The organism is Mesorhizobium sp. P3_B5 (genome assembly GCF_056402815.1).
This window is the reverse complement of sequence record NZ_JBFUGR010000005.1, coordinates 286,857-307,883: the sequence shown is the minus strand read 5'-3', so window position 1 is coordinate 307,883 and position 21,027 is coordinate 286,857. Positions and strand designations below refer to the sequence as shown.

At 63.2% G+C, this 21,027-nt stretch carries 14 protein-coding genes; 6 read left to right on the top strand and 8 right to left on the bottom strand.

The features are described from left to right. The first annotated feature begins 171 nt into the window (after nt 1-171). Both AC1DVW_RS15690 and AC1DVW_RS15685 read left to right on the top strand, forming a co-directional pair. Nucleotides 172-6,183: a coiled-coil domain-containing protein gene (locus AC1DVW_RS15690; RefSeq protein WP_477243008.1), complete on the top strand. Its 6,012-nt coding sequence runs from the start codon at nt 172-174 to the stop codon at nt 6,181-6,183. Between the two features lie 118 nt (nt 6,184-6,301). Further along, the gene (locus tag AC1DVW_RS15685; RefSeq protein ID WP_477269476.1) at nt 6,302-6,673 is read left to right on the top strand and encodes an Imm1 family immunity protein; all 372 of its coding nucleotides are present in this window, start codon (nt 6,302-6,304) and stop codon (nt 6,671-6,673) included. Between the two features lie 32 nt (nt 6,674-6,705). Here the strand turns inward: AC1DVW_RS15685 and AC1DVW_RS15680 are convergent, their stop codons facing one another. The 4 genes from AC1DVW_RS15680 to AC1DVW_RS15665 all read right to left on the bottom strand — a co-directional run bounded on the left by AC1DVW_RS15680 (nt 6,706) and on the right by AC1DVW_RS15665 (nt 10,792). Next, nucleotides 6,706-7,293 (bottom strand): ABC-type transport auxiliary lipoprotein family protein, encoded by a 588-nt coding sequence (locus AC1DVW_RS15680; protein ID WP_477324386.1) that lies wholly within the window; start codon nt 7,291-7,293, stop codon nt 6,706-6,708. Between the two features lie 100 nt (nt 7,294-7,393). Continuing rightward, nucleotides 7,394-8,767, bottom strand: a complete 1,374-nt coding sequence (locus tag AC1DVW_RS15675) for an MlaD family protein (protein WP_477324215.1) — start codon at nt 8,765-8,767, stop codon at nt 7,394-7,396. Between the two features lie 14 nt (nt 8,768-8,781). Then, entirely contained in the window at nt 8,782-9,603 is an 822-nt protein-coding gene (locus tag AC1DVW_RS15670; RefSeq protein WP_477324213.1) for an ABC transporter ATP-binding protein, read from the bottom strand. A 1-nt stretch (nt 9,604) separates the two neighbouring features. Further along, entirely contained in the window at nt 9,605-10,792 is a 1,188-nt protein-coding gene (locus tag AC1DVW_RS15665; RefSeq protein WP_477243003.1) for an MlaE family ABC transporter permease, read from the bottom strand. Nucleotides 10,793-10,868: 76 nt separating this feature from the next. On the opposite strand from AC1DVW_RS15665, the gene dgcA reads away from it, so the two are divergent. Beyond that, the gene (gene dgcA / locus AC1DVW_RS15660) at nt 10,869-11,852 is read left to right on the top strand and encodes an N-acetyl-D-Glu racemase DgcA (protein WP_477243002.1); all 984 of its coding nucleotides are present in this window, start codon (nt 10,869-10,871) and stop codon (nt 11,850-11,852) included. Here dgcA and AC1DVW_RS15655 read toward each other — a convergent pair. Next, nucleotides 11,823-13,037 (bottom strand): MFS transporter, encoded by a 1,215-nt coding sequence (locus AC1DVW_RS15655; protein ID WP_477324211.1) that lies wholly within the window; start codon nt 13,035-13,037, stop codon nt 11,823-11,825. The genes dgcA and AC1DVW_RS15655 overlap by 30 nt on opposite strands. Before the next feature lie 127 nt (nt 13,038-13,164). Further along, complete coding sequence (locus tag AC1DVW_RS15650; RefSeq protein ID WP_477324384.1) at nt 13,165-13,947, bottom strand: UDP-2,3-diacylglucosamine diphosphatase; 783 nt, start codon at nt 13,945-13,947, stop codon at nt 13,165-13,167. Between the two features lie 152 nt (nt 13,948-14,099). On the opposite strand from AC1DVW_RS15650, the gene AC1DVW_RS15645 reads away from it, so the two are divergent. Both AC1DVW_RS15645 and AC1DVW_RS15640 read left to right on the top strand, forming a co-directional pair. Continuing rightward, nucleotides 14,100-14,879, top strand: coding sequence for an SDR family oxidoreductase (locus AC1DVW_RS15645; RefSeq protein WP_477324209.1), 780 nt, complete (start codon nt 14,100-14,102; stop codon nt 14,877-14,879). 173 nt (nt 14,880-15,052) lie between these two features. Further along, entirely contained in the window at nt 15,053-17,377 is a 2,325-nt protein-coding gene (locus AC1DVW_RS15640; RefSeq protein WP_477269467.1) for an NADP-dependent malic enzyme, read from the top strand. 5 nt (nt 17,378-17,382) lie between these two features. Here AC1DVW_RS15640 and AC1DVW_RS15635 read toward each other — a convergent pair whose 3' ends face one another. Beyond that, entirely contained in the window at nt 17,383-18,003 is a 621-nt protein-coding gene (locus AC1DVW_RS15635; protein WP_477324207.1) for a DUF1287 domain-containing protein, read from the bottom strand. A gap of 165 nt (nt 18,004-18,168) precedes the next feature. On the opposite strand from AC1DVW_RS15635, the gene AC1DVW_RS15630 reads away from it, so the two are divergent. Then, the gene (locus tag AC1DVW_RS15630; RefSeq protein WP_477324205.1) at nt 18,169-19,374 is read left to right on the top strand and encodes a DUF2865 domain-containing protein; all 1,206 of its coding nucleotides are present in this window, start codon (nt 18,169-18,171) and stop codon (nt 19,372-19,374) included. Here the strand turns inward: AC1DVW_RS15630 and gltX are convergent. Further along, complete coding sequence (gltX, locus tag AC1DVW_RS15625; RefSeq protein ID WP_477324203.1) at nt 19,292-20,665, bottom strand: glutamate--tRNA ligase; 1,374 nt, start codon at nt 20,663-20,665, stop codon at nt 19,292-19,294. The two genes, AC1DVW_RS15630 and gltX, sit on opposite strands and share 83 nt — an antisense overlap. Between the last annotated feature and the right edge of the window lie 362 nt (nt 20,666-21,027).

Genomic DNA, 21,027 nt, shown 5'->3' with positions numbered 1-21,027 from the left:
AATCACGTTCCTGTTAACCTTATATTTAAAGTTTTACGTATCTCGCGGAATGCAGGTTTTCTTTACCCCTGTGTGTCATTACGATACGAGGGGTCCATTTTCAGCCTCCTGCATGGGATAAGACAACCAGAATCATAAGTCCCGCGGCAGCTAGTACAGGGTAGCGAAGGCATGGCGAAGAAACCAACAACGACGACCAGAACTCTCGACAGCGACGTAGCCAGGGAACTCGAAAAGGCACTTGATCTCGATCTGAGCGGAGACACCGGCGACCTCGACATCGCCGCTTCGATGGAAGACCTGGAAGCACAGATATCGCAAGCCGCGGACGAATTGGCGCGCGAAGGCCGCAGCCCGCAGCCCGCCGCCGCTCCTGCCAATCAGAGCCAGAACGCAAAGCCCGCAGCCAAGGCCAAGCCGGCCGAGTTGCGCCCTGTGGAAACCCGCAACAGCTCCCAGCCGGCCGGTTTCGCACCAGCCAATGACGACCGTCAAAAAGACTACAAGTCGCTTCTGCATACCCTCAATCGCCGCGCTTCGAACACGATCTACTGGGTCGTGGCATTCGTTTCGCTGGCCTGGATTGCGGGCGCCGGCGGCCTGGCCAATCTTTTGTTTGGGCCCAGCATCTGGAAAATCCGCACGCTTGACCAGTTTCTCGCCCGCCCCGAGCTGATCGGGCTGGCGGTCGCGGCGATCATTCCTATCATCCTGTTCTGGGCCTTCGCGGCGATGATCCGGCGCGCGCAAGAAATGCGCATTGCCGCACAATCGATGACCGAAGTGGCCTTCCGCCTGGCCGAACCGGAAAACCTTGCCCAGGACCGCGTCATGATGGTCGGGCAGGCCGTCCGCCGCGAGGTGGCGGCCATGGGTGAAGGCATCGAACGCACGCTGGCGCGTGCCGTCGAGCTCGAAACCCTGGTCCACAGCGAGGTCAACCAGATCGAACGCTCCTATTCGGAGAACGAATCCCGCATCCGTTCGCTTGTCGACGGGCTCGGCAGCGAGCGCGAAGCCGTTGTCACCCACGCCGAGCGGGTGCGCGCCTCGATCACCGGCGCCCACGAGACGCTGAAGGATGAAATCGGCGCTGCCAGCGACATCATTCGTGACTCGATCCTCAACGCATCGACCAAATTGTCGATGACGATCACCAATTCCGGCGACACGCTGATCGACAGGATCAACGAAAGCTCGATGTCGATCTTCGATTCGGTCGAAGGCCGACTCGATTCGATCACCGACCGGCTGTCAACGTCCGGCGAAGCCTTCGCCAGCCTGCTCGACACCCGCATTGCCAAGCTGACGGACACGACCGACGGTCTCACCCGATCGCTGACCGACCTGCTCGACGACCGCACCACCGGCATGGTGTCGCTGCTCGGCGGTGCCGCGCGCACGCTCAATTCCGAATTCGAAGCCAGCCTCAACGGCATCGAACGGACGCTGGCCGAGCGCGGCCAGGCTCTGATCAGCGAATTCCAGACCCGCGCCGAGGCGCTGGACACCGGCACGCAGAAACTCAATGCCGCTCTCGAAGCCCGCGCACGCCAGATCAACGAGACATTGGTCGAGCGCGCGCGTGAGATCGCGCACACCTTCGCGGAGAGCAAGGACACGCTGTCGGCGATGATCGATCAGGGCAAGACCCAGATCGGCGCCGATATGGCCGACATCGTCTCGTCCACCTCGTCGATGCTCGAAGCCCGCGCCAGCGATTTCGCCGGCCGCATGGAAGCGGCCCGTCATGTCGTATCGCGTTCCTTCGACACCGACATCCAGCGGCTTTCCGATGCCCGCGTCGGCATCGAGGAAGCGATCGAAGACCACAGCCGCAAGCTTTCCGAAAGCCGGGACCGCATGGCGGCTGCGATGGAGGCCGATCTGGCGAAGTTCGCCGAAGGTCGCGCCGGCATCGACGCCGCCGTGACCAACCAGGTTCAGAAGCTGGCCGAAGGCCGCAACCTGATCTCGCGCGCTCTCGAAGAGGATCTGCGCAAGGTCAACGAGTCGCGCGCCGCCATCGACGCTTCACTCGGTAGCCATCTCGAGCGGCTCGAAGACGGCCGCAGCCGGCTGTCCCAGGCCTTGAACGACGACTCCGGAAAACTGGTGCAAGCCCGTACGATCATTGATGAAATGGTTGCCGGGCATGTTGGCAAACTCGCCGAGGGCCGCAACATTCTTTCGCGCGCGCTCGAGGCTGATCTCGGCAAGCTGGCCGACAGCCGCGCCAGCGTCGACGGTCTGGTCGCGAGCCAGGTCGAGAAGATCGCCGAAGGCCGCGCCATTCTTACCAAGGCGCTGGAAAGCGACATTATCGGCATCAAGGGCGTGATCGAGAATCATTCGGCGAAACTGGCCGAAGACCGGACCGAGCTAAGCAGAGCGCTGGAGAGCGATCTGTCGGGCATACGCAATCTGATCGAAGGTCATTCGACCAGGCTCGCCGACGATCGCACGCTGCTGTCGCAGACGCTCGAAGCCGACCTTGCCAAGCTGGCGGAAGGACGATCGAGCATTGACGGGCTGGTCGCTGGCCAGGTCGAGAAGCTGGCCGAAGGCCGTGACATCCTCAAGCGCGCGCTCGAAGCCGATCTGAATACGATCAAGAGCACCCTCGCCAGCCAGTCCGAAAAACTGGCCGAGGATCGCAGCCAGCTTTCACGCGCATTGGAAACCGACCTGCAGAGCGTGAACGGCATTGTCTCCGACCATATGAACAGGCTTGCCCAGGATCGCTCGACCCTGTCGAAGGCGCTCGAAGACGATCTCGCCAAGCTGGCGGAAAGCCGCTCCAGCATCGACGGGCTGGTCGCTGGCCAGGTCGAAAAGCTGGCCGAAGGCCGCGACATTCTCAGGCGTGCGCTGGAAGCCGATCTGAACATGATCAAGGGCACCATCGCCGACCAGTCGCAGAAGCTGACCGAAAACCGTTCGGAGTTCGCACGGGTGCTGGAAGCCGATCTGGAAAACGTCAACGGCCTCCTCCAAGGCCACAGCGAAAGGCTCGTCCAGGATCGTTCGACCCTGTCGAAGGCGCTTGAAGACGATCTCGCCAAGCTGGCGGAGAGCCGTTCCAGCATCGACGGGCTGGTCGCCGGCCAGGTCGAAAAGCTGGCCGAGGGCCGCGACATCCTCAGGCGCGCGCTCGAAGCCGATATGCAGAAGCTTGCGGCGAGCCGCAGCGAGGTCGACGACATCATCGCCGGGCACGTCGGCAAGCTGGCCGAAGGCCGCAACATGCTGACCCGTGCGCTGGAAGACGATCTCGTAAAACTGACCGATACGCGCAAGGACGTCGACCGCTCGCTGTCCGGCCATATCGATCAGATCGCCGCCAGAAGCACCGATATTTCCGCTGCAATCGCCGCCGATGTCGAGAAGATCGAGCAGGCATTCAGCCGGCAGACCGGCATCATCGAGGAGCGCGCCGGAACCATGGAGCGTGCGCTGTCGGTGGGTGTCGACAATGTCCGCGCCGTGCTTGAGAAAAGCGCCGTCTTCGTCGCCGGCGCCTTGCGCGAGAAGGTCATGGAAGTCACCAGCGCGCTGCACGAGCAGGCGGGTGCCGCCTTCAGCGATGCCGACCGCAAGATCGCCGAACGCGCCGAGCAGACTTCGGCGGCCCTGCTGGCCAGGGCCGAGGACATCGCCCGCACCTTCGAGGAGGCGGATCGCCGCCTGCATGCACGTGCAGAAGACACGTCGAGTGCCTTGATCGCGCGGGCCGAGGATACTTCGAGCGCGCTGCTTGCCCGGCATGACGACACGCACAACACGTTGCTGGCTCGCGCCGAGGCGACGGCCGAGCAGTTGGCCGCCCGCGCCGGCGAGATCGCCGGCACATTCGACGCGGCGGACCAGAAGCTGGTTGCCCGCGCCGTCGAGACGGCGCAGTCGCTGGCAGCACGCGCCGGCGACATCCTGCGCAATTTCGAAGGCGCCGACCAGCGGCTGAGCATGCGCATCGGCGAATCGGCCGAGGCGCTGGCGTCACGCGCATCGGATCTCGGCCGCATCTTCGATGCCGCCGACCAGCACCTGCTCTCGCGTATCGCCGAAGGTTCGGAAGCGCTGTCGTCGCGTGCATCCGAAATCGCCCGCATCTTCGACGATGCGGACCAGCGCCTGGTGTCGCGCATCGCCGACAGCAGCAGCGCGATCGGTGGGCACGCCGAGACCATTGTCGGCGCCTTTGCCAGCACCGAGCAGAGGGTTGCCGACCGTGCACGCCAGACCGGTCAGGAACTGGCCGTCCACGCCCGCGAAATCGAGCAGGCGCTTGCCGGCGCCGACGAGCGCCTTGCCTCGAGCGCCGCGGCTGCGGCTGCCCGTGTCGAGGAGCAGATCGCCGGTGTCGAAAACCGCCTCGCCTACACCGCCGAGACGATGGGCCAGAGGCTCAACGAGCAGGTGTCGAGCGCCGAGGCTCAGCTGGTTTCGCGCGCCAATGTGATCGCGGAAACCTTCACCGCGGTCGGCCAGCATATCGGCCAGAGCACCAACGATGCCGCCAAGACCATCGGCGCCAACACCCGCGAGCTCAACACCATGCTCGCGTCGCGTTCCGCCGAGATGGCCAAAATCCTCGACGAAACGGCGCGGCCGCTGGTCGAACGTTTTGCCCAGGGCGGCTCGGAATTGCAAAAGAGCATGGAAGAGGTCACCGAACGTGCGACCGAGAAGCTGCGCAGCGAAAACGCCGCCCTCGTCAACGCGCTCGCCAGCCGCACGGCCGAAACCTTGTCGGCGGTCGAAGGCGCGCGCTCGTCGCTCTCCGACAGTGTCGCCGATCTCATCGGCCGCATGTCCACCTCCAGCTCGCAGCTCGGTCAGCTCATCGAGCAGGCCGCGGTCAATCTGGGTCAGGTCGACGAACGCCTGAGCGGCAGCACACAGAGCTTTGCCGCAACGACGGAAAAGGCCGCGCAGACTTTTGCCAGCTCGGCGCGCCTGGTCGATTCCAACACGACACGGCTTACCGAACTGTCGTCGTCCACGTTGCGCGAGGTCGCCTCTATCGCCACCAAGTTCGACGAGCACAGCCGCTTGCTGTCCAGCGCTTCGGACCTGTTGAGTTCGGCGCAGAGCAACCTCGAGCATACGCTCGAGCGGCAGTCGTCGCTCGAGGACCTCGCCGTCGGCCTGGTCAAGAAGTCGGAGGATCTCGAAAAGGTCATGCGTTCGTTCGAGAGCCTGGTCGGCCAGACGATGCAGAACGCCGAAGGCAGAACCATGGAATCGGCGGAAAAGATTCGGACCGCTATTTCCGAGGTCGTCGATTCGGCGACAACGCGCTTCGCCGAAGCCACCGAGGAGATCCGGCGCACGGCCGGCTCGATCAAGAGCGAGCTCGACCTCACCCGCGCCGAACTCAAGAAGGGCGTCATCGAGATGCCGGAAGAGGCCAAGGAATCGACCTCTGCCATCCGTCGCGCCGTCGCCGAACAGATCAACGCGCTGAAGGAACTGTCGGATATCGTTGCGAAATCGGGCCGCGGAAGCGACAATTCCGAGCAGCGCAACCTGCGTCCGGCACCGCAAGCGCCTGTTCAGCGTCCGGCCGAGCCGCAGCGCCGTCCCCCGGCGCCGCCGCAGCCGCAGGCGGAGCGTCTGGCCCCGCAGGCGCCGTTGGGCGGCACCGCACTGCGCGGCACGCTCGACCTCGAGCGCCCGACCGAGACGGCCCAGCGCCAGCGCGATCAAAACGCCCGTACGCCGCAAGGCGGCTGGGTGCGCGATCTGCTGACCGGGGCTTCGCGTGAGGAAGACGCCAGACCCGTCGCACCGGCGGAAGCACCTCGCTCGGCTCCCGCCCAGCGCTCGCCGCTGCACGTCATGGAGTCGCTCAACTCGCTGTCCGTCGACATTGCGCGGGCCATCGATCACGACGCCTCAATCGAGCTGTGGAACCGCTACCGACGCGGCGAGCGTGACGTGTTCACGCGGCGGCTCTACACGCTGAAGGGCCAGCAGACGTTTGACGAGATCCGCCGCAAGTATCAGTCAGAGGCCGAGTTCCGCGCCGCCGTCGACCGCTACTGCGACGATTTCGAGAAGCTGCTCAAGGACGTGTCGCGCAACGACCGCGACAACATCATGGCGCAGACCTACCTGACGTCAGACACCGGCAAGGTCTACACCATGCTGGCGCATGCCAGCGGCCGGTTGCACTAGCTCCGATCCGCATGCGGGAGACCCCCGGTCTTCCGCAGTGGACACGGCAACGCTTGCTCCTTGCAAGCTCCGATGGTGGTGACCGCATTGCCACCACTTTCAGCGACAGGCTGACCCGGTGGAAGTCACACTCAACGGAATCTCTCAGTCATATGAAGGCTTCGAAGAGTTTGCTTCTGCCTTGAGCCGATTCGATCTGGAGCCGCTGTTTGAGCTTTGGATTTCAGCCCCCGGTGGCCAATCCATTTCCATGCTGCGAAATGGCCGCAAAGCCTGGCTGATGTATCTGCGCTACGAAGGCGATAGCGGCTCGGTGACACTTGGTGCCCACCGTGGGGATGGGACCTGCGTCTACACCCTCGCGAACGGTCAGATCGACGTGTATCCGCTCTCGTGGTGCATCCCGATCGACCAATGTTACAAGGCGATCGCGCACTTCTTTCGCAACGAAGGTGCCCGATACGACTTGGTGGCTTGGCAGGACACTTGAGGAACTATCCGGGCAACCGATCGTCAGGCTGCTCAGATCAGCGAATCCGTCCAGCGGACGATCTGCTTGGCCGTGTCGCCAAAGGCACTGTCGAGTGCGGCGACATAGGCCGCATTGCCGCTGCCCGAAACCGGCGCGGATGCCGTGAAGCTCTTCGAGGCGCGGACCTCGCCGTTGCGGTCGTTCAATATGCGCACGAACAGGTTGACCTCGGCGTGGTCGCCACCGTCGACGCGGACTTCGAAGGAACGGATCTCGACGATCACCTGATAGTCGATGGCCAGCCCCTCGCCGGGCTTGCCGACGCCGGCAAAGCTGCCCGAGCGCTGAAACGTCTCGGCCAGCCGCGCCTGCACGATCAGTGGCAGCCGGTCGGCCCATTGCGCACCCTTGAGATACTGGATCGAGCGATCGGACGGCTTGATGACGATGTTCTGGCTGTCCAGTGCCTTGAGCGCCGACGGCTGGGCGATGAGTATCTGGCGACGGCTGTGGCCGCGCGCATCGAGCGACGGCGCCGAAAGTTCAAACGTATCCAGCGGGGCAGGCTTGCCACCCAGCGCCGCGCAACCGGCAAGCGTCAATGCAAGCAGGGCCGCAGCCGACGTCAACCCGCCCATTCTCACCGACACCGACTTCACGCGCGATCCCCGTTGTCCCCGGATCGTAAGATCAACCCGCACTCGCTGCTCATGTTCTTGGGGCGAGCGGAGGCCGAAGTCAACGCCGCACCCTGCCATCATATTGCCGAACCTCACCGTCGCCACCGGAAAGAATCCGCTGCGGATTGCGGCTGAGGTCGGTTACCGCCTCTTCGATGCGGCTGATCGAACGACGGCTGTCCTGGACCAGCGCCTCGACATTTGAGAGCCCCTGGCCGGAGAACCGCGCCAGATTGTCGGTGATGACGCCAAGGCGAGCGTTCAGCGTGTCGGCGACCTGCTTGAACGACTTCAGCGTGTCCCTGGCATCAGCCATCAGGCCGTCGGCCTGGCCGGAGCCCAACAGCGTGTCGACCCTGGCAAGGATGCCGTCGACGCGCACCGAGGCGTCGTTGAGACGCTGCGCCAGCTGCTTGGCATCCTTGATCGTCTCGTCGATATCGTCGGCCCGGTCGGCGAACTTGCCGGTCACCTTCGCGATGTCGGCAGCCGCCTTGTCGGCGCTTTCGCTGGCTTTCTGGATGTTGGCCAGCGCCGTGCGGACCTGCGCCGGATCGATGCCGTCGAGAACGCCGTCGACCTTGGCCAGCGTGCCTTGCGTCTGCTTGGCGAAATCATTGACCGACCCGACCGCCGTGTCGACGTTCTTGATCACGCCGTCGAGCTGTCCGCTGGTCTCCTTCAGATTGGCGGTTACGGTGTTCACATTGGCGACGATGCTCTTGATCTGGTCCTTGTCGACGGCATTGAGCAAGCCTTCCGCGGCCTTCAGCGTGCCGTCGAGCTTGCCGGAAACCCCCTTCAATTCGTCGGCCAGCGCGCTGACACTCGACAGGAACTTGTCGATACCATCGGCATTCTTGGCCAGCGCATCGGAGAAGGTCTGGGCGTTCTTGACGGTCTGGGTCAGTGGTCCGCGAACATCCTTGGTGAAACCTTCGAGATCGGAAAGCACCTTGTCGGCACGGGTGAAGATGTTCTGCGCCGTCTGCAGGAGATTGTTGACGGCGGACGGGTTGGCGACGATCTCGGCGGTCCTGCCTTCCTTTTCCGCTTGCTCGAGCAGCCTCGGCTCCTTGGGATCGGCGCCCTTGAGTTCGATGTTGACCTGACCGGCAAGGCTGGCGATGCCGATATCGGCCTGCGTCGATTTGGTGATCGGCGTTGTCTTGTCGATCTCGGTGTTGGCGATGGCGGCATTCGGATCCTTGGGGTCGAAATAAACGCGCTTGACCACACCGACCTTGACGCCGTTGAACAGCACCAGACTGCCGGGGCCGAGGCCGGAAGCCGAACCCTGAATGCGCACCCGCAACAACGTCGTCTCGCCCTTGTCGCCGATCTGGGCGGTCCAATAGACGAAGGCGAAGGCCGCCAGGATCGCAGCCAGGGTGAAGATGCCGACAATGACGTAGTTGGCTCGGGTTTCCATTGCTTCACTTATGGCTATGCGCGCGCGGCAAGATCAAGTTGCCGGGCGCGTTTTCCGCGGAAATAGGATTTTACCCACGGTTCCTCGCTCTTCAGCATGTCGTCGATCGTGCCTTCAACCAGCACTTTCTTGTTGCCGAGCACCGCTACGTGGTCGCAAGCGGTGAACAGCGTGTCGAGATCGTGCGTGACCATGTAGACAGTCAAATCCATCGTGTCGCGCAGCTTGACCACCAGTTCGTCGAACTCCGCCGCGCTGATCGGATCGAGACCGGAAGTCGGCTCGTCGAGGAAGACGATGTCCGGATCGAGCGCCAGGGCGCGCGCCAGGGCCGCACGTTTGATCATGCCGCCGGAAAGCTCGGAGGGGAATTTCTGCGCCGCGTCCGGCGGCAGCCCGACCAGTTCGACCTTGAGCATCGCCAGCTCATCCATCAGTTTTTTCGGCAAATCGAGATATTCGCGCATCGGCACCTGAACGTTCTCGAGCACCGTCAGTGCGGAAAACAACGCGCCATGCTGGAAAAGAACGCCAAGACGCATGTCGATGCGTAGGCGCTCCAAGTCGCTCATTTTTTCGACATCGATGCCGAACAGCTTGATCGTTCCCGACTGTTTGCTTGTCAGGCCAAGGATGGTGCGCAAAAGAACCGACTTGCCGGCACCCGAGGCGCCGACGAAGCCGAGAATCTCGCCGCGCCTGATATCGAGCGACAGTTTGTCGAGAATGATCTTGTCGCCAAAGGCCACGGTGACGTCGCGCGCGGAAAGCACGATGTCACCCTCGCCTGCATCGACCGCCAGTGCACTCGCCCTTCTCTTCTTTCGCAACATCATGTCAGAACTCGATCGCCGCGTAGAAGATGGCGAAGAGCCCATCGAGGATGATGACGACGAAGATCGACTTCACCACCGAGGCGGTGACGTGCAACCCCAGCGATTCGGCGCTGCCGCCGACTTTCATGCCTTCCACGGAAGCAATGGTGCCGATGATCATGGCCATGAACGGCGCCTTGATCAGGCCGGCGAAGATGGTGCTGATATCGATCGCGCCGCGCAGCCGGTCAATGAAAGCGGACGGCGCAATGCCCGAATAAAGCCAGGCGGCGAGGATGCCGCCGCCAAGGGCTGCGAAATTGGCGATGATGGTCAGGCAGGGCAGCGCGATCACCAGCGCGACCAGGCGCGGAAAGACCAGCACGCCGATCGGATTGAGGCCGATGACCTTCAGCGCATCGACTTCCTCGCGCATCTTCATCGAGCCGATTTCGGCAGTGATGGCGCTGCCGGAGCGGCCGGCGATCATGATGGCGGTCATCAGCACGCCAAGTTCGCGCAGGATCAGCACGCCGACCAGGTCGACGACGAAGATGTTGGCGCCGAAATAGTTGAGCTGGTAGGCGCCTTGCTGGGCAACGATTGCGCCGACGATCGCCGACATCAGCACAACCACCGGAATGGCACCGACACCCATGCGATCGATCTGATTGAAGATCGCCGCCGGGTTGATGGCATGGCCGCGCCCCAGCTTCATCTGCGCGCCGCCGATGGTGGCGCCGAGAATGTTCATCGAGGCAAGGAAATCGTCGCGCATCTCATAGACGCGGCGCCCGACCGCCTCCAGCCCGCGAATGACGATGTTGGGCGGCCGAACGCGGCTCGATTCGGACTCGCGCCGGACAGCTTCGCCGACAGCGCCGAGCAGGATCGAGGCTATCTCGCTTTGCCCCTGCATCTTGACCTCGACGCCCTTCTTCTCGAAGGCGCTGACCAGACGGTCGATGAGCCAGGCGCCGGCGGTATCAATCTTCTCGATCTTGGAAAGGTCGAGCGCCAAAATCTTGAAATTGTTTCGTTTCTCGATTTTGCGCATTTCGGCGTCGACCAGCGCAACGGTGCGCGTTGTCCAGATACCGGAGAAAGCGCAGCCGAGAATATTGCCCTCTTCGCCAACCGCGACACGCGGCTCTCGGTCAGCCTCCTTGGCGGTCGTGCCGCTTGCGTCGCGTTTGCCGATGGTCAACATGGCGTCCTGTTTAGCCTGGCGGGTCTGACCTGTCGATTTGCCGACGACGCTTGTCGCACGGCCGGAGCAGAAAAATATGGCGCGTGTCATTTCGGTTGAGGCCGAGCGTTTTCCCATCGCCGGAACCTTCACCATCTCACGCGGTTCGAAGACCGAGGCCGAGGTCATCACCTGCACGATCGGCGACGGCGCCCAACGCGGTCGCGGCGAATGCGTTCCCTACAAGCGCTATGGCGAGAGCATGGAGGGCGTGCACGACGCGATCGAAGCCATGCGCAAGCCGATTGCGGACGGCATCAGCCGCACCGCCCTGCTCAGCGCGATGCCGGCCGGTGCGGCGCGCAACGCCATCGACTGCGCGCTATGGGACCTGGAGGCGAAGATCAGCGGCAAGACGGTGGCCGCAAGCATCTGCAGCGAGCCATTGCGGGCGCTTGAGACGGCCTACACGCTGTCGCTCGGCGAACCCGAAGCGATGGCGGCACAGGCCCGCGCCAATGCGGCGCGGCCGCTGCTCAAGGTCAAGATCGGCGGCGACAATGATGTCGCCCGTATCCGCGCGGTCCGGGACGCTGCACCGGCCAGCCGCATCATCCTCGACGCCAATGAGGGCTGGACCGACGACAACATCGTCGCAAACCTCGCTTTCGCCGCCGAGCTGGGCATTGCGCTGATCGAACAGCCGCTGCCGGCTGGCCGGGACGGCATCTTGCGCCACATCGCGCACCCCGTGCCGATCTGCGCCGATGAAAGCGTGCATGAGGCAGAAAACCTCGCAGCACTTGTCGGCCTTTACGATGCCGTCAACATCAAGCTCGACAAATCGGGCGGGCTGACCGCAGCACTCATGCTTCGCGATCGCGCCCGTGAGCTGGGTTTCGGCGTAATGGTCGGCTGCATGGTCGGGACATCGCTGGCGATGGCGCCGGCCGTGCTGCTGGCGCAGGATGCCGACTTCGTCGATCTCGACGGTCCGCTGCTGCTTGCCCGCGACCGCGATCCCGGTCTTGTCTACCGCGGATCGATGGTATCACCGCCCGATACGGCGCTGTGGGGCTGAGCGCGCGGCAAAGCCGATCAGCGTCAGTCCAATCAAGGCGATCGGGATCATGGCAAAGAAGCCATCGACGCCGAAGCGGTCGTAGAGGGGACCCGACGCCAGCGTTGCCACGGCCATGAAGAAGCCGTTGGAGAAGTAGGCGATGCCTTGCGCGGCTCCGGTGCGCTCTTCGGAGACAGTCTCGCCGATCATCTTCTGCAGGCCGATCAGCACCATCGCGACCGAAACCGCGTGCAGTGTCTGAACGCCGAAAAACCCTGGAATGCCCAGGCCGAGCGGCCAGATCAGCGGGAAGGCGATCCAGCGCACGACCGAGCCGATGCCGGCGATGGCCATGATCGAGACGACGGAGAACGACCCGAAAACGCGGGTGAAGATCACGAACATGCAGACCTCGGAGACGACGCCCCAGGCCCAGAGCAGTCCGACGACCGAATCGCTGATGCCGATCGATTTCCAGTAGATCGACACGAAGCCGTAGAGAAAGGCATGGCTGGCGGTGATGGTGCCGACGCCGATGGAGAAATACAGGAAATACGGGTTGAGCAGTTTTGGCGCCGATTGCTGGATATCGGTGGCCGAAAGCGGCGAGGCGCGGCGGGGCCGGCCAAGGCGCGGCGCCAGCAGGCCGGCGCCAAGTTGAGCACTGAGCGCCACGAAGATGATCACCGGAACGGCTTGCGGCCCGGTTGCCGCCAGGATGAAGCCGCCTGCAACGTTGGCGCACAGATAGGAGATCGATCCCCATTTGCGCATGCTGGTGTAGTTCGAGCCGAAGCGGCGCACGCCCGACAGCGCCAGCGAATCGGCAATCGGCGAGTGCGGCGTCCAGACGATGGTCAGCGCCAGCGATACGGCGAGCACCATGGCGTAGGTGGCCGGCAGAAAATAACCAGCGGAAAGCACCAGCGTCGCAAGCACCAGCGCGATGTAGACATTGGCGCGGTCCCTGGCCCGGTCGGCCAGCGCGGTCAGCAGCGGCGTCGTCACCACGCGCAGAAACATCGGTGCTGCGAGAATGACGGCGATCTGCCCGGCATGGAAACCCTTTGCCTGCAGCCAGAGCGGGAAATAAGGCAGATGCGTCCCCAGCGACACGAAAAGTGTCGCGAAGATCAGGCTCATGCGCAGTTCGAAATGGCGTGGTTTGACGAGCTGTTCGGGCGAGAGCGGCGGCAGCGACATGAATCGATCCAATTACGCCGCATTCGACCGGCCGGCCAGCAACGTACAGACCCCTTAACACGGAGGAAATCAGGACGAAACCGGCTGGACCAACCGATTGGCGCCGAAATCCGCAACGCGTTTTGCGTCACGCGGCCTCGACCACCCTGTCCTCGATGAGCATCGGGATGAACGGCTCGTCGAGAGCTTCAGGCAGGACCTGCGCCCAGTGCAGGATTTCCATCCGGCCGTCAAAATGCTCGACCACGGCCGTGCAGCTTTCCACCCAGTCGCCGGTGTTGATGTATTGCACGTCCCCGTAGTCCTCGATCGCGGCATGGTGGATATGGCCGCAGATGACACCGTCGACATGCGAGCGCCGCGCTTCCTCGGTCAGCATGGTCTGGAACGAGCCGATGAAGTTCACCGCCTTCTTGACGTTGACCTTGGCCCAGGACGAAAACGACCAGTAGGGCAAGCCCAGCAGCTGGCGAAGCCGCGTCACCACCCGGTTGACGAGCATGGCCGCGTCATAGGCGTAGTCACCGAGATAGGCGAGCCAGCGCGCATTGTGGACGACGGTGTCGAACTGGTCGCCATGGATGACCAGCAAACGCCTGCCATCGGCGGTTTCGTGGATGGCGCGATCGGCAACGACGATGCCGCCGAAATGCACGCCCTGGAACTGGCGGGCGAACTCGTCGTGATTGCCGGCGATATAGGTGATGCTGGTGCCCTTGCGCGCCTTGCGCAGCAGTTTCTGGACAACGTCATTGTGGCTCTGCGGCCAATGCCAGCTTCTGCGCAAGCGCCAGCCGTCGACGATGTCGCCTACGAGATAAATGATATCGGCGTCGTGGTAACGCAGGAAATCGATCAGGAACTCGGCCTTGGCCGCCTTCGATCCGAGATGGATATCGGAGATGAACATGCTGCGGAAAGTGCGGGGCTCTTCGCCAGACATCAGATTGTCACCGTTGCTTTCGCGCAGGCTATGCCCCGATTCATGCAACAACCGTATGACGGTTGCGATTGGTCCAGCCAAAGGACTAGCTTGCCGCCGATCAATTGGAGGATTTCGTCATGGATCTCGGCATTCGCGGCAAGAAGGCCATTGTCTGCGCTTCGAGCAAGGGGCTGGGGCGCGGTTGCGCCATGGCGTTGGCCGAGGCCGGCTGCGACCTGGTCGTCAACGGGCGCAATGCCGAGCTGCTGGCCAGGACCGCCGCGGAGCTGCGCGAAAGATTCGGCGTCAAGGTGACTGAAATCGTCGGCGACGTGTCGAAGCCGGAGGTGCAGAAGGCGCTGCTTGCCGCCTGCCCCGACCCCGATATCCTGGTCAACAACAATGGCGGTCCGCCGCTGCGCGATTTCCGCACGCTCGATCGCGAAAAGATCCTCGAAGGCGTGACCCAGAACATGGTGACGCCGATCGAGCTGGTGCAAGCCGTGATCGATGGTATGGCGGTACGCGGCTTCGGCCGCATCGTCAACATCACCTCGCTGTCGGTCTACGTGCCGATCCCAGGCCTTGATCTGTCGTCCGGCGCGCGCGCCGGGTTGACCTCGTTCCTTGCCGGCGTGGCGCGCACGGTGGTCGACCGCAACGTGACCATCAACAGCATGCTGCCGGGCAAGCTCGACACCGACCGGCTGCGCGGCCCGCACGAGGCCGGTACCGTGGAAGATCCGGCAGCCGCTGCGGCGCGCAAGACCCGCATCAGCGCCGACGTCCCGGCCAAGCGGCTCGGCACGCCGGAGGAATTCGGCCAGATCTGCGCCTTCCTGTGCTCGGTCCATGCCGGTTATCTCACCGGTCAGAACATACCGGTCGACGGCGGCCTCTACGTCAGCGCGTTCTGATCGCGCGGCCCGGAGCGCGACCTGATCCATTCGACAGGATTTCAGCACAAGCATCTGAGATAACTTGATTTTTGACGCTTCGCCGGTCTATTCGGCGAATGCGTCATTTGGCGTCGCGAAAAACCGCTGCCGCATGCTAAAAGGCTTCAAAGCAGGATTGCAGGGAGGCCGGCATGGAAGGCGAAAGCAACAAGACGGCACGGTCGGATCTCGACGAAGCCGCGCTCTACTTTCACAAATTCCCGACGCCGGGGAAGCTCGAGATACAGGCGACCAAGCCGCTCGGTAACCAGCGCGACCTGGCGCTCGCTTATTCGCCGGGCGTCGCCGCCCCTTGCCTCGAAATCCGCGACAATCCCGAGACCGCCGCCGACTATACGGCGCGGGCTAATCTGGTCGGTGTCGTCACCAATGGTTCGGCGGTGCTCGGTCTCGGCAATATCGGCCCGCTGGCTTCCAAGCCGGTGATGGAAGGCAAAGCGGTGCTGTTCAAGAAATTCGCCGGCATCGACGTGTTCGACATCGAGATCGACGCGCCGGGGATCGAGCGCATGGTCGAGACGATCTCGGCACTGGAACCGACCTTTGGCGGCATCAACCTCGAGGACATCAAGGCGCCGGAATGTTTTGAGGTCGAGGAACAGCTGAAGGCCCGCATGGGCATTCCGGTGTTCCATGACGACCAGCACGGCACTGCCATCATCGTTGCTGCCGCCGTGCTCAACGGCCTGGAATTCGCCGGCAAGACCATTTCGGACATCAAGATCGTCACCTCGGGCGCCGGAGCCGCCGCGCTTGCCTGCCTCAATCTTCTGGTCTCGCTCGGCGCCAAGGTCGAAAACATCTGGGTCACCGACCGTTTCGGCGTCGCCTACAAGGGCCGCATCGATGAGATGGACCGCTGGAAAGACCCCTATGTGAAGGACACCGAGGCGCGCACGCTGGCCGATGTCATTCCAGGCGCCGATGTGTTCCTCGGCCTTTCCGCCGCCGGTGTGCTGAAGCCGGAATTGCTGCAGCACATGGCGCCAAAACCGCTGATCCTGGCGCTGGCCAACCCTAATCCCGAGATCATGCCGGAAACGGCGCGAGAGGCGCGCCCCGATGCGATGATCTGCACCGGGCGTTCGGATTTTCCCAATCAGGTCAACAATGTCCTTTGTTTTCCTTACATCTTTCGCGGCGCGCTGGATTGCGGCGCCAAGGCCATCAACGAAGAGATGAAGATGGCGGCGGTGCGGGCAATCGCGGCCCTTGCCCGCGAAGAGCCGTCGGATGTCGCGGCGCGCGCCTATTCCGGCGAGACACCGATCTTCGGCCCTGAATTCCTGATCCCCTCGCCCTTCGATCCGAGGCTAATCCTGCGCATTGCGCCCGCGGTCGCCAAGGCTGCGTGCGAGACGGGTGTCGCCACACGGCCGATCACGGACTTTGCCGCCTATATCGACAAGCTGAACCGCTTCGTCTTCCGCTCCGGCCTGGTCATGAAGCCGGTGTTCTCCTCGGCCAAGGCGTCGAGCGCCAAGCGCGTCATCTATGCCGACGGCGAGGACGAGCGCGTGCTGCGTGCCGCCCAGGTGGTGCTGGAGGAAGGCATCGCCGAGCCGATCCTGATCGGCCGCCCGCACGTCATCGAAGTCAGGCTGAAGCGTTACGGTCTGCGCATCAGGCCGGGCGTCGATTTCGGCCTGATCAACCCCGAAGACGATCCGCGCTATCGCCACTATGTCGACCTGTTGATCGAACTTGCGGGACGGCGCGGCGTGACGACGGAAGCCGCGCGCACCATGGTGCGCACCGACAACACGGTGATCGCGGCACTTGCCCTGAAGCGCGGCGACGCCGATGCCATGATCTGCGGGCTCGAAGGGCGTTTCGAGCGCCATTTGCGCAACGTGACGCTCGTCATAGGCCCACGTGCTGGCGTCAGGGACCGAGACCTGTCGACACTTTCGATGCTGATCTCGCAGCGCGGCATCATTTTCCTCACCGACACCCATGTCTCCGTCGATCCGACGGCGGAAGAAATCGCCGAGATGACAGTGCTGGCGGCGGAAGAAATCCAGCGCTTCGGCATCGAGCCGAAGGCCGCCCTTTTGTCGCATTCGGATTTCGGCTCGCGCGATTCGTCGAGCGCCTTGAAGATGCGCCAGGCAGCGGCAATCCTGGCGCGGATAGCGCCCGACCTGCAGTCAGACGGCGAGATGCATGCCGATTCGGCCCTGTCTGAGCATCTGCGCCAGCGCGTCTATCCGCATTCGCGGCTGAAGGGCGAAGCCAATCTGCTGGTCTTCCCCAATCTCGATTCCGCCAACATCACGCTCACCACGCTGCGCACGATGATGGACGCGCTGCATGTCGGTCCAATCCTGCTCGGCACAGACAAACCGGCGCACATTCTGACGCCGTCGGTGACCTCGCGCGGCGTCGTCAACATGACGGCGCTGGCGGTGGTCGAAGCCGCCCACAAGGCGCAAGCGGTGGTCGATCTGGGGTGAACCTCTCAGGCCGGCGCGAAGCGAAAATGCCCGGTCTGCTCGAAGGCGAACAGGGTGTCCTCCTCCTGGGCGCCCCGCCCGATATTGTGGATGACCAGCGGCCTTTCCGGCGCTGCGGCTGAACGATTGTACGAGACGATGGCGATGTGCGGCACGTTGGGTGCCAGCATCTGGGTGACGAGATCGCCCGGCAAATAGTCGGCGGGATCCTGGCTGACGGCCAAGGAGACACCCCGCCGCCCGAAAAAGACAGCAAGGTTGGGCACCCGCCGGTGGTCTATATTGCGGTCGGTCGCTTTCAGGCCCCAAGTCTTCGGATAGGCAGCGAAATTGGCCGCCATATCCTCATGCACCAGCCTTTGCAGATCGAGATCGAAGGCGCGGCGATAGGCGCGGACCACGACATCGGTGAACACGCCCCGCTCCGGCGCGACATCGCCACCGGGATAGCCGATGCGGACATAGGTCGGATCGTAAAGGGTGGTGACGCCGGTCTGTTCCCGGGCGGCATCGACCAGTCTGCTGCGCCAATCCGGCGCGTCGGGCTTCTGCTGCGCCATAGCGGCAGGCATCGCCAGACACAAAAGACCGAACGGCAGTGCGGTTCGACGGGTAATCGCGCTCACGCCAAGCCTCCGGGTCTTGCTGGATCCTGGCAGTTTTCCCGGGCGAATACGCCTTTTTCATGCAGCGCAGGAATGGGCTAAGACCATCTTTGGCTGTAGATTGAGGGAACGGTTAACCGCGAATCCGGTAGCATCGCGACAGGCAAGCAAGCGAGGTTTCGGGCAATGATGGGCGGAGGGTGGAAGCTGACGCACCTTGCTGCGCTGCTTGGCGCCTTGGCGTTGTCTGCCATTGCTGTCACCGAGCCGCAGGCCGCATCGCGCCTTTGTCGCCAGCTCGAGGCCGAACTCGCTGCAGCTTCAAATGGTGGCGGCGGCGGCTCGGCGATCCTGCGAAGATATGATGATGCCATCGATCGGCAGCGCGAACAGCTTGCCAAGGTCCGCGGCCGGGCGAGCGATGCCAATTGTGGCTTTTCACTGTTTTCCCGCAACGTCAACCAGTGCGCCGCGCTCAACAGCACCATCGACCGCATGAATGCCAATCTCGACGCCTTGCAGGCCAAGCGCGCGCGGCTCGCCGGCGGCGGTTCGCGGCGCGATCGCAACCGCATCCTGGCCGCGCTCGACGCCAATGACTGTCGTGACGACGCCGTTGCGCCGCAGCGCGCACCCGTCCAGGAGGCAAACCCCGACAGTGGCAATGGAAATCTGTTCGAGCAGCTTTTCGGTGGCGGCAGCCACCAATCCGATACGGTCGATACGCTCGACCAACCCGACGATCCCGGCGAGGAGCGCAACATCCGCCGGGTGCTCAACCAACCCGGCGGCCCGGATTTCCCCAGCGTCGGCGGCGAGTTCCACACGATGTGCGTGCGCACATGCGACGGCTATTTCTTCCCGATGTCGAACGCGGCCTCGCTGAGCGACTTCGAACGCGACCAGAAGAACTGCGAATCGGCCTGCCCGGGCACCGAAATGCAGGTTTTCTATTCGCGCGGCATGGACGACGATTCGGCCAACATGACATCGTCGGTGACTGGCAGGCCGTATAGCGAATTGCCGAGAGCCTATCTCTACAAGCAGACTAACATACCGCGCCCGCCAACCTGCGGCTGCAATGCGGCCCAGAATTTCGAGATCATCGGCGGCAATCCGCCCAACCCCAACCAGTCACAAGCCGATACGCAGACGACGCCGTTCGTTCCGGTGCCGGTCGCCAAGCCCGATCCGGGCGCCGATCCGGAGACGCTGGCCAATATACAAGGCGGGCTCGACCGCGAGGCGATCAAGCGCCTGTCCGCCAAGCCTGTCACGTCGCCAGTGCTGCCGCCGGATCAGCGCAAGGTCAGGGTCGTCGGGCCAGCGTTCCTTCCCGACCCAGGAGCGGCAATAGATCTGCAAGCTCCGGCCCGGAAGGCAGTCCAGTAAGCGCCAGCCTGAGCGGCATGAAAAGCGCCTTGCCCTTGCGGCCGGTTGCTTCCCTGACCTTGCCGGTCCAATCCTTCCAGACCGTGCCGTTCCACGGTTCCTCAGGCAGCAATTCGAACGCCTGCTCCAGAAACGCGCGATCCTCGCCGGAAAACTCCGGCGGCTCCTGCGGGCCTTCGCCTAGGATGCGCCACCAGTTTACGGCGTCCGCCAGCGTGTCGAGATTGCCGCGCACCGCCAGCCAGAAGGCTTCAGCCTTGTCGCCGGAGATGCCGAACACCACCAGCCGGTCACGCGCCTCGGCGAACGGCATTTTGTGCAGCAGTGTGCGATTGAGCACGAAAAGCTCGTCCGGATCGAACTTGGCGGCGGTTTTTGACGTCGCGGCCGGATCGAAGCGCTCGGCAAGCTCGCGCATGTCATGCATCGCCACGACATTTTCCGAGGTGCCGACGAGCACGGCCAGCGACGCTACCGCCATCGGTTCGATGCCATCCTCGCGCAGGCTCTCGATCGACAGCGCGCCGGTGCGCTTCGACAGCCCCTCGCCCGAAGCCGTGGTCAACAGATTGTGGTGACCGAAGATCGGCGGCTCGGCACCCAGCGCCTTGAACAAGGCGATCTGCACGCCGGTGTTGGTGACGTGGTCGTCGCCGCGGATGACATGGCTGACACCCATCTCGATGTCGTCGACCACCGATGGCAGCGTATAGAGATAGGTGCCGTCCTCGCGCAGCAGCACGGGATCGGAAAGCGAGGCGAGGTCGACGGTTTCTTCGCCGCGCACCAGATCGTTCCAGTGGATTTCGGTGCGTTCCGGCTGCTGAGGGTCGTTGGTGAAATTGGGCAGCAGAAAACGCCAGTGCGGCCGGCGGCCATCGGACTTGTATTCGGCGATCTGGCTTGGCGTCAGCGTCAGCGCCTCCCGGCCATAGACCGGCGGCAGGCCGCGCGTGCGGCGCACCTTGCGCCTCAGATCGAGTTCTTCGGGCGTCTCATAGCAGGCATAGAGGAGGCGCGCCGCCTTCAGCCGTTCGACCGCAGCATCGTAAGCGTCGACGCGCCGCGACTGGTATTCGGTGGCGTCAGGGAAAATCCCCAGCCAGTGCAGATCATAGAGAATGGCGTCGGCAAATTCCTGCCTTGAGCGGGCAATGTCTGTGTCATCGAAGCGCTGGATGAAGCGGCCCTTGTTGTTCATGGCAAACAGCCAGTTGAACAGAGCGGTGCGCGCATTGCCGATATGAATGCGGCCGGTCGGTGATGGGGCGAAACGGACGGTAACTGTCATGAGCGGGGCGTAACGGATGCTTTTATGGTTGACAAGACGCGCCCCCGCGCGAGGCGCCAGACATAGAACATGCCAGGCGAAATGAAAAGGCTGTGGACCAAAGCTGCCCGGCGTGACCCGGATAGGCCGCCCATCGGCGACGGTACGCCGGCAAAACCGGGGATTTTTAAAACGTCATTCTATCCCCGTTATCCACATATGTGACACACAAGATGTTGGGGTCATAAAAGCTTCAGAAACGAATCCTTGACGGCGCAAAACGAGTCGCCTTTTATAGGCCATGCGTTCCTGTTGAGAGCGTGACCGGAAAGTTCTGAGCCCGGTCTTTTTCCCGGATTATGTGCGTTTTTGCCCGTATTTCC